General features: G+C 22.1%; 1 pseudogene. It reads right to left on the reverse strand.

From position 1 onward, the window contains the following. A pseudogene (locus CCO88_RS03780) lies at positions 1 to 267 on the reverse strand (motility associated factor glycosyltransferase family protein); the annotation flags it as partial.

The following is a 267-nucleotide window of genomic DNA, read 5'->3' on the forward strand; positions in this document are numbered from 1 at the left end:
GCATCTTCTTTGGTTTTAGGATTTAAGACATAAATTTTAGCAAGATTAAGTTCAAATTGAGTTAGTAAGGGACCTAAAATTTGTATCAAATCTTTTTGAGTATTGTAAAGTTCATCTATTTGAGTTTTGGTTTTATCTATATCTTGAATAATTTCTTGAATAAAAATTTCATTTTTTTGAGAATTTTGTAAACTCGTAAAAGAATTTTTTATTTTATCATAAACTTTAATAAAATTATCGTTAAAATCTCTACAATGCTTAATACTT

Origin of the sequence: Campylobacter coli LMG 9860 (assembly GCF_000254135.1) — a bacterium.
Classification (GTDB): Bacteria; Campylobacterota; Campylobacteria; order Campylobacterales; family Campylobacteraceae; genus Campylobacter_D; species Campylobacter_D coli.